Genomic DNA, 8361 nt, shown 5'->3' with positions numbered 1-8361 from the left:
CTCCGGCACCGGGGGTTGGATGGCGGCCGGGGGCATCAGCCGCGTGCGGGGCCGCAAGGCACCCCGCAGGAGGGCTGTGGTGATGAGGCTGGCCCTGTTGCGGACGTTCCAGGTGCGCATCGCGCGGCCCAGGTGCCACTTGACGGCGTGCGGGCTATACGCGGTGGCCTGGGCGATTTCCTCGTTCGAGCGGCCCTGCGCCGCCAGCAGCACCATGTCGAGGTCGGCGTCGTCCAGATGTCCCGGCACGGCGATGAGTTCCGGGACATGCACCTCGGTGTCCGCACCTGCGGGCACGCCGGCCGCCGGCTCCGATGAGCCGGCGGCCGACACGGCAGCGGCCCCGGTGTCGGACGCGGCGCGGGACGGCGCGCTGGACCAGGCGTGGGCCCAGCAGGCGCCCAGCTCGGTGGCCACCACTGAGGCCCGCCCCAAAATCGACGCCAGCTCGGCGCTGGTCAGCCGCGAATGATGGGGCTGCAGGAAGGCGGCAAAGACGCGCAGGGCAGGAATTCCGCCATGGAGGACAGTGTGCAGGGGCACCCGACCGGCCAGGATGCCCTCCGCTGAGGTCCGCACGGCCGCCACGCTGCGTGGGGCGAGCGGTTCCCCGGTGTCCAGGCAGTGGAGAACGTCGGGCAGAATCACGGGGACGATCTCTCGGTACCGTTCCGCCAGCCACTGCCCGCTGGGGGAGCGCTCAAAATTCTGCGGGTGCAGGAGCGAGGATTCCAGTTCGCTGCAGTGTTCGACCAGAAAGCCCATCGCCGCGTTGCCTGCCTTCTGTTAGTCCGTCCCCCGGCATGAGTCTAGGGCGGGGCGGGGATGTTAGCCACCCGGCTAACCCTTCCCCGCATCCGTTGCCGGACCAACCCCGGCGGGGAAGAGTGGTGGCAGTGCCAGAGGGTACGTAGGAATGACTAATGGGGAGTTGAAGAGCATGTCCAATCGTATGAAGAAGATCGGCTCACGAACCGGCATCATCACCGCAGCGGCGCTGCTGGGCGTTGGTTTCCTTGGACCAGTGTCGCCGGCCCAGGCCGAAGACCGGCCGCCTACCATCGAGGAGCTCCAGGGCGACTGCGACGGAACTGCCTACCTCCCGGACGGCCACACCACGGGCAACACCATGGCCCTGGACGCCTGCACCTTCGAAGAGGAAAGCAGCAACACCTTTCTTGACTGGAAAGCGGTGGGCGAGACCGTCACCAACTGCACCTCGGACCGCGGCGTGATCGATCAGGCGCTCACCGGCACGGAATCGTGGTCCTCAGGCGGCTCGATCGGCGGCACCGCCAGCGCCGTCAAGAGCTTCTTCACCGGCGGACTGTCCGGCGAATACAACTGGAGCCACACCGTCACCGAAAGCAACGCCTCCACGATCCACATCGAACCGGGCCGCAAGGCCACGCTGACCGCGGGCGCGGAGATCCACGAGAAGAAGGGCCGGATCCGGGTCAACTACTCATCCCAGCTCGCCGGCCACTACATCTGGTACATCAACGATGTCACCATCAGTACCCCCACGGGCTACACCGAAAGGGGCCAGGACAACAAGGACTGCAGCGAAACCCTGCTCAACGGGCGCTGAGCACCCAAAAGCCCCCTGCGGGCGGACCAGGACGGTCCGCCCGCAGGGGGCTTTTATGCCGGGCCGGGCCGGCCCGTGCAAAACGTCAGCTGGGGTCGGTGAGTGACGCGGTGGCCAGCAACGCAGCCGCGGGGCCGCCTGCCCAGGCGCCGGTGAGGGCGGCGCCGAGGTGTGTGTCGTCGTCGTCCGCCAGGGACCGGACCACGGCGATGCTGAGGCCACCCGAGCGGATGGTGGTCACCCCGCCAACGGTGTGCGCGGTGACGGACTCAACGGCCGGGACCGGTGTCCCCGGAGTTCCGGTGCTGGTGAGCGTAATGGTGGCCGGAAGCGGGATCCGTTCCTCACCGCGGTGCTCCACCTGGTTCGCCTGCGGTTCAGCGGCCAGCACAGCGCCGGCAATAGCAGCGACGTACAGCGGATCACCAGTGGCGTCGTAGACCCACCGGGTACCCAACACCGAGTGCTCCGTGCTGGTCAAGAGAAACGCTGCCAATTCGGGGACAGGGGCGTTGCGATAGACCAGCGGCACTTGGTACGTCCAGGCGCCGTGGCGAATCAGCAAGGTCTCCATGCCCACCTGACCAGCAGGATCGTCAAACCTGAAGGAAGCAACCCGTTCGAGTTCAGCGTCCGGGACGGGGATGAACCATTCCTGCGACGGCAGCCATGCGGCCAGTATGTCCAGCTTGGAAGGTTCGATGGTGGCATCGTAAATGATTGACATGGGCCAAGCCTAAGGGAGCCGAAGGCGGACTGGACGCCGGGGCGCACTGCTCCTCCACACCCCTTATTTCAGCCACTCCACCGGACTAAGATGCTGCCTGAGGAAGTGGCGCGGAACCGCCGCGCCAACCATAGCGAAAGGCTGGGCCACCCATGGGTGCAGTAGTTCATTTCGAAATTCCGGCAGATGACAAGGATCGTGCGAAAGGATTCTACGAACAGGCCTTTGGCTGGGCCATTACAGCGATCCCAGGAATGGACTACAGCTCCCTCATCACCGCTCCCACCGGCGCCCCAGCTGACACCGATGGCCCCAGCGAGGTTCCCGGGGTGATCAACGGCGGGCTGACCAGCCGTGCAACCGACCTGACGCATCCCGTGATCACCTTGGATGTGGCAGACATCGACGCCACCTTGCAGACCGTCGAATCCCTCGGCGGGTCAACCGTGAAGCCGAAGGAGACCATTCCCGGCATGGGATCGTTCGCCTACTTCAAAGACACCGAGAGCAACGTGATGGGCCTGTGGGAGAACCTGCCAGCGGAAACCAGCACGGAAGGGAATGAGTAGCCCTCCCGATCCACGGTAGTTTTAAAGGTATGAAGTACGCTCCGTCCATCCTGGATCTCATCGGCAACACTCCGCTCATCAAACTCAACCACGTCATCGGTGACGTCAAGGCAACGGTCTTGGTCAAGCTCGAATACCTGAACCCCGGAGGGTCCATCAAGGACCGGATCGCGGCGCAAATGATCGAGGACGCCGAGCGGGACGGCAAGCTGAAGCCGGGCGCCACCATCGTGGAGCCAACCTCGGGCAACACCGGTGTAGGCCTTGCCCTGGTCGCGCAGCAAAAAGGCTACAAGTGCATTTTCGTGGTTCCGGACAAGGTGGGCGAGGACAAGCGCGCGGTGCTGCGTGCCTACGGCGCCGAAGTGGTGGTGACCCCCACCTCCGTGCCGCCGGACAGCCCGCAAAGCTACTACGGTGTCTCGGATCGCCTGGTCCGGGAGATCCCCAACGCCTACAAGCCGGATCAGTTCTCCAACCCGGCAGCGCCCGAAAGCCACTACCGCACCACAGGCCCCGAAATTTGGGCGGACACGGACGGAAAAATCACCCACTGCATCATCGGCGCTGGCACGGGCGGCACTATCACGGGTACTGGCCGGTACCTCAAGGAGGTCTCGGCTGATCGGGCCGAGGCCGATGGCGGCCGGGTCCGGATCATCGGCGCCGATCCCGCAGGTTCGGTCTATTCCGGCGGCACCGGACGCCCGTACTTCGTCGAGGGCGTGGGGGAGGACATGTGGCCAGACAACTATGACAAGTCAGTACCGGACGAGGTCATCGCCGTCAGCGACGCCGACTCGTTCGAGATGACTCGTCGCTTGGCCCGCGAAGAGGGCCTGCTTGTGGGCGGTTCCTCCGGCATGGCCGTGGTGGCAGCCCTGCAAGCGGCGCGGGACCTGCCCGAGTCCGCGGTCGTCGTCGTCATCCTGCCCGATTCCGGCCGCGGCTACCTCGCGAAAATCTTCAACGACCAGTGGATGCGTTCCTACGGCTTCCTCTCCGGCGGCGACGAAGCATCCGTGGGTGAAGTGATCAAGACCAAGAACGGCGAACTGCCAGACCTGGTGCACATCCACCCCAATGAGTCCGTCCGCGATGTCATCAACATCATGAACGAGTTCGGCGTCAGCCACATCCCGGTCCTGTCGCAGGAGCCGCCGGTGGTGATGGGCGAGGTGCTCGGTGCTGTGGACGAACGCAGCCTGACCGCCAAACTCTTCCGAGGCGAAGCGAGCCTCAGCGATAAAATTTCCCAGCACATGGGCCCGCGGCTTCCGGTGATTGGCTCGCTCGAATCGATCTCCGCCGCCCGGGAACTGCTCTCGGAAACCGACACCCTGATGGTCACGTTTGTTGGCGCGCCCGTGGGAATCCTCACCCGCCACGACCTGCTGGCCTACCTCAGCAGCTGACCTGCACCCGAAAAGGAGCACCATGTCCCTCCCGGAAAACCAAGGCTTCAACACCCGCGCCGTGCACGCCGGCCAGGCTTTCGAGCCACGCACCGGCGCCGTCGTACCGCCACTGCACTTCAGCTCCACCTACGCCCAGGACGGCATTGGCGGGCTGCGCGACGGCTACGAATACGGCCGCGGCGGCAACCCCACCCGCGATGCGCTGCAGGAACAGTTGGCGGCGCTCGAAAATGGCACCCACGCCTACAGCTTCAGCTCCGGCCTGGCCGCCGAGGACTCCCTCATCCGTGCACTGACCCGGCCAGGCGACCACATTGTGCTCGGCAATGATGCATACGGCGGAACGTACCGGCTCATCAACCGCGTCCTGGGTGACTGGGGCATTGGCAACACCCCCGTGGACATGGCCGACCTCGGCGCCGTCAAGGAAGCCGTTGCCGGCGCCAAGACCCGCTTCCTCTGGGTCGAAACGCCGTCCAACCCGCTGATGAAGATCACCGACATCGCAGCCCTCGCGGAGATCGCGCACGACGCCGGAGCCCTCCTGGTGGTCGACAACACCTTCGCGTCCCCCTACCTGCAGAACCCCCTCAACCTGGGTGCCGACGTCGTGGTTCACTCCACCACCAAGTACATCGGTGGGCATTCGGACGTTGTGGGCGGGGCCTTGGTGGTCAAGGACGCCGAACTGGCCGAGAAGATCGGCTTCGTGCAGTTCGCGGTGGGAGCCGTGTCCGGTCCGATGGATGCATTCCTCACCACCCGTGGCCTCAAGACCCTTGGTGTGCGCATGGACCGGCACAGCCAAAACGGCCAGGCGGTTGCCGAATGGCTGCTGGAACGCCCCGAGGTCGAAGCAGTGCTGTATCCAGGCCTGCCCACCCACCCGGGCCACGAGCTGGCCAAGAAGCAGATGCGCTCATTCGGTGGCATGGTGTCGGTCCAGTTCAAAGGCGGCGAAGCTGCTGCCCGCAAGGTCGCCGAGTCCACCACCGTTTTCACCCTGGCCGAATCCCTGGGCGGCATCGAATCGCTGATGAACTACCCGTCCGAAATGACGCACGCCTCCGTGAAAGGTACCGAGCTCGCTGTCCCGGTGAACCTGCTGCGGCTCTCCTGCGGCATCGAAGACGTTGAGGACCTGATCGCCGACCTGGAACGGGCGTTCAGCACCCTCGGTTAAGTCCGGCCGCTGAAACTCCCCACCTTTGGCCGCGTCAGCGGCGGTGACGACGGCGATTCGCCAGGACACGCCGTCGGGCCGGCTTAAAGGTGGGGAGACCCAGCGGGCAGCTGGGTGAGGCGCCTCTAGCTTTCTTGAAGATAGTCAGCTAGTGTGCCGCCATGGTACTTCGATCCGATCTGTCCCGCAGAGGCTGCAGCATGGCCCGCGGGCTCGATATCCTCGCTGACCCCTGGAGTGTGCTGGTTCTCCGGGAGGTGTTCTTTGGCGACGGCAGGTTTGCTGCCATGCAGTCCCGGCTCAAGGTCGCGGACTCGGTCCTGACCCGTCGCTTGGCAGGCCTGGTTGACTCAGGCCTACTCGCCAAGGAGGAATATTCCGACGGCGGCAGGACCCGCGCGCGCTACGTCCTCACCACCATGGGCGAGGACACCCTCCCGGTGCTGAACGCGGTGACCATCTGGTCCGAGAAGCACCTCCCGGCACCGTCGGCTCAGGACCACATGTACGTCATCCATTCAGGGTGCGGCCAGCGGACCTCTTCAGCGGATACCTGCTCCAGTTGCGGCGATTCGCTCAGTGCTGCGAACACCAGCTGGCACAGTTTGTCCCGGTCAGCGGACCCCATCGAGCTCGCCACCGCAGCCACGCGCAAGGCAGTGGCATGACGGCGGGCGCGCCCACGCGTCGGCGGCAACTCCACCCGGCCTGGGTAGTGGCCGCCGTCGCGTTTCTTGCCTTGGTGGGAGCAGCAGGCTTCCGCGCGGCACCGGGGGTGCTGATGGTTCCCTTGCAGCAGGAATTCGGCTGGTCGCTCACGGTCCTGTCCGCAGCGGTCAGTATCAACTTGATCCTGTTTGGCTTGACCGCACCTTTCGCGGCCGCCTTGATGGAGCGGTTCGGCATCCGTAGCGTCACGGCGACAGCCCTGGTGCTCATTGGTCTGGGCAGCGCCTTGACCGTTTTCGTCAACCAATCGTGGCAGATCCTGCTCACTTGGGGAGTGCTGATTGGTCTGGGGACCGGGTCCATGGCCTTGGTGTTTGCGGCCACCATCGCCAACACCTGGTTCGTGAAGAGCCGGGGCCTGGTTATCGGCATCTTGACCGCCGGTAGCGCGGCCGGGCAACTCGTCTTCCTGCCCTTCATCGCCATGCTGGCGCAGGATCCTGGCTGGCGGCAGGCGTCCCTGCTGATTGCGGCCGGCGCCTTGGCGGTGGTGCCGCTGGTCCTGAAGTTCCTGAAGAACTCGCCGGCCGACGTCGGCGTCCATCCTTACGGCCAGGATCCCAGCGACGTGGCACAGACGCTGCCCGCTGCGCCGCAGGGAAATGCGGCAGTTCGGGCTATGCAGGCGCTCCGACGGGCCAGCAAGGTGCGGACCTTTTGGGCGCTGGTGGCGGGGTTTGCCATCTGCGGTGCCACGACGAACGGCCTGATCGGCACCCACTTCATCCCCACCGCACATGACCACGGCATGCCCGAAACCACCGCGGCCGGGCTGCTCGCCGTCGTCGGCATTTTCGACATTGCCGGGACCATCGCTTCCGGCTGGCTGACGGACCGCTTCAACCCGCGGATCCTGTTGGCCATCTACTACCAGTTCCGGGGGATCGGCCTGCTGGTCCTGCCGTTGCTGCTGAACGCCGAGGTCCAGCCCAGCATGATCGTGTTCGTGGTGATTTACGGCCTGGATTGGGTGGCCACGGTGCCGCCTACCGTTGCGATCTGTCGCGAGACGTTCGGCGCGGACGGCAGCGTGGTGTTTGGTTGGGTCTTCGCAGCTCACCAACTGGGGGCAGCGGCCGCAGCCTTGGGGGCGGGCGTGATCCGCGAGTCCACCGGCCAATACACGTACGCCTGGCTCGGGGCGGCGGCAATGTGCACCATTGCGGCAGTCATCAGCGCCACCATCCGCAAAACGCCTGCGCAGCGGGAACCTGATCCGGTCGGCGCCCCCTGAGCGCTGGGCCCCAAGTAGGTAGCGTCAACTGCAGTTTTGGGCCCGCAAAACTGCACTTAGCGCTACCCAGTTGGGCCAGGGCGGAGCCGGACCGAGCGCCCCCAGTAGGCTGAAGCGATGGACTCTCCCGCAGACGGCGCCCTCCGCAAGACTGCCCTGATCACCGGCGCGAGCCGCCTCATTGGCATCGGCGCAGGCATCGCCCGGCACCTGGCCACCGACGGCTGGGACCTGGTCATCTGCTACTGGCAGGAGTACGACGCGCGGATGCCGTGGGGGAGCGAACCCGAAGACCTGGTGCGGCTCACCGCAGAACTGGAAGCCATCGGTGCGCAGGTGCACCTCATTCCCGCGAACCTGGAGGACCCTGCCGCAGCAGGGGAGTTGGTCGCTGACGCCAACGAAGCCGCTGGCCCGCTGCAGGGGATGGTGCTGAGCCACGCAGAGTCCGTGGACTCGGGGATCCTCGATACCAGCCTGGAATCGTTCGACCGGCACTTCGCGGTGAACACGCGTGCCAGCTGGCAGCTCATCGCTGAGTTTGCCCGGCAAGCCACCGACGATGGCGGCGCGATCGTGGCCCTGACCAGCGACCACACCGCGTTCAACCTGCCCTACGGCGCCTCGAAAGGCGCCCTGGACCGGATCGTCATTGCAGCCGCCCGTGAACTGGGCCCGCAAGGAATCTCCGCCAACGCCCTCAACCCCGGCCCCGTGGATACCGGTTGGATGGACGACGAGGTGCGGGCCGCCGTCGTCCGCCAGCAACCGACGGGGCAACTGGGCACTCCAGCCGACGTGGCCGCGACGGTGGGGTTCCTGCTTTCGCCAGCGGGTCGTTGGGTGTCCGGTCAACTCATCAAGGCGGACGGCGGCTTCTCGGCGTAGCCACCCAACTGGCTCGCAGTTA

General features: G+C 65.8%; 9 protein-coding genes. 7 read left to right on the top strand and 2 right to left on the bottom strand.

Going from position 1 to position 8361, the window contains the following annotated elements:
* Positions 1–765 (bottom strand): helix-turn-helix transcriptional regulator (locus PSET11_RS05605; RefSeq protein ID WP_148088036.1); only part of this gene is annotated, 765 nt, incomplete at its 3' end.
* A gap of 175 nt (positions 766–940) precedes the next feature.
* Here PSET11_RS05605 and PSET11_RS05600 point away from each other — a divergent pair.
* Positions 941–1591: a hypothetical protein gene (locus tag PSET11_RS05600; protein WP_124091121.1), complete on the top strand. Its 651-nt coding sequence runs from the start codon at positions 941–943 to the stop codon at positions 1589–1591.
* 85 nt (positions 1592–1676) lie between these two features.
* Here the strand turns inward: PSET11_RS05600 and PSET11_RS05595 are convergent, their stop codons facing one another.
* The gene (locus PSET11_RS05595) at positions 1677–2318 is read right to left on the bottom strand and encodes a maltokinase N-terminal cap-like domain-containing protein (protein WP_124091120.1); all 642 of its coding nucleotides are present in this window, start codon (positions 2316–2318) and stop codon (positions 1677–1679) included.
* A 152-nt stretch (positions 2319–2470) separates the two neighbouring features.
* On the opposite strand from PSET11_RS05595, the gene PSET11_RS05590 reads away from it, so the two are divergent.
* The 6 genes from PSET11_RS05590 (at position 2471) to PSET11_RS05565 (ending at position 8339) form a co-directional block, all read left to right on the top strand.
* Positions 2471–2887, top strand: a complete 417-nt coding sequence (locus tag PSET11_RS05590) for a VOC family protein (RefSeq protein ID WP_124091119.1) — start codon at positions 2471–2473, stop codon at positions 2885–2887.
* A 29-nt stretch (positions 2888–2916) separates the two neighbouring features.
* Positions 2917–4302: a cystathionine beta-synthase gene (locus PSET11_RS05585; RefSeq protein WP_124091118.1), complete on the top strand. Its 1386-nt coding sequence runs from the start codon at positions 2917–2919 to the stop codon at positions 4300–4302.
* Between the two features lie 22 nt (positions 4303–4324).
* The gene (locus PSET11_RS05580; RefSeq protein ID WP_124091117.1) at positions 4325–5488 is read left to right on the top strand and encodes a cystathionine gamma-synthase; all 1164 of its coding nucleotides are present in this window, start codon (positions 4325–4327) and stop codon (positions 5486–5488) included.
* Between the two features lie 161 nt (positions 5489–5649).
* Complete coding sequence (locus PSET11_RS05575) at positions 5650–6156, top strand: winged helix-turn-helix transcriptional regulator (protein ID WP_124091116.1); 507 nt, start codon at positions 5650–5652, stop codon at positions 6154–6156.
* Positions 6153–7451 (top strand): MFS transporter, encoded by a 1299-nt coding sequence (locus PSET11_RS05570; RefSeq protein WP_124091115.1) that lies wholly within the window; start codon positions 6153–6155, stop codon positions 7449–7451. The genes PSET11_RS05575 and PSET11_RS05570 overlap by 4 nt, the downstream gene beginning before the upstream one ends.
* Positions 7452–7568: 117 nt before the next feature.
* A complete protein-coding gene (locus tag PSET11_RS05565; RefSeq protein ID WP_124091114.1) occupies positions 7569–8339 on the top strand; it encodes an SDR family oxidoreductase in 771 nt (256 codons plus the stop codon).
* Positions 8340–8361 lie beyond the last annotated feature (22 nt).

The organism is Arthrobacter ulcerisalmonis, assembly GCF_900609065.1.
GTDB lineage: Bacteria > Actinomycetota > Actinomycetes > Actinomycetales > Micrococcaceae > Arthrobacter > Arthrobacter ulcerisalmonis.
The sequence above is the reverse complement of the archived record's forward strand: the minus strand, read 5'-3'. Positions and strand labels throughout refer to the sequence as shown.